1 protein-coding gene is annotated in these 642 nt (G+C 39.4%); it reads right to left on the bottom strand.

Going from position 1 to position 642, the window contains the following annotated elements:
* A partial coding sequence (locus JAO78_RS16650; protein ID WP_226752485.1) for an ankyrin repeat domain-containing protein occupies positions 1-605 on the bottom strand: 605 nt, incomplete at its 3' end.
* Positions 606-642: the final 37 nt, after the last annotated feature.

The raw sequence follows: 642 nt of genomic DNA, 5'->3' as shown, positions 1-642 counted from the left end.
ATCATCATCACCATTTCCCATGAAGCAGAGGTAATTGCAAACATTAGCGGAGTGTGACCGGATTTATTAACAACATCAAGGTTTGCTCCGTTCTCTATTAAGAAGCGTAAGTTTTCATGTCTATTTGCTGCAATTGCATCAAATATTGGTGTTGGTAATGTCCTCTGGTTTTCTTGTATTAAGTTAATGTCTCCATCGTATTTTATTAATAGCTTGAGGTATGAATCGTTTTTATATGAAGCAGCCCACCCCATCACGGACTTGCCTTTGTAATCAGAGTAAATCAAGTTTGGATTCGCCCCTAGTTTGAGTAACTTCTCTGCCATTTTGAAGTCATCCGACAATACCGCCGCAACTAGTAACGTCCTTCCGTCTTTGTTTGGAAGGTTTATGTTAAAGTTTTCACTTTCAATGAAAGCCTTAACATCATCAAGGTTACTAGATTTTAATTTCTTATCTAACCTCATCATTATCTGCGTGTCCCCGCCGTCGACTTGATAGTTTTTCATTATAGAAACTCCAGCATTGCAGCCGGTGCATAAAAACAGACATACAATTCCAATTAATCTAGACAGCATGCTAATTGCCTCCTCGTAAAGCGTCATACATACTTCGCATACTGTGCCCTTCAGCACCAGCAAC

Source organism: Alishewanella maricola (assembly GCF_016343785.1).
GTDB lineage: Bacteria > Pseudomonadota > Gammaproteobacteria > Enterobacterales > Alteromonadaceae > Alishewanella > Alishewanella maricola.
Note: the sequence above shows the minus strand (reverse complement) of the source record. Positions and strands in the feature narration are given on the sequence as shown.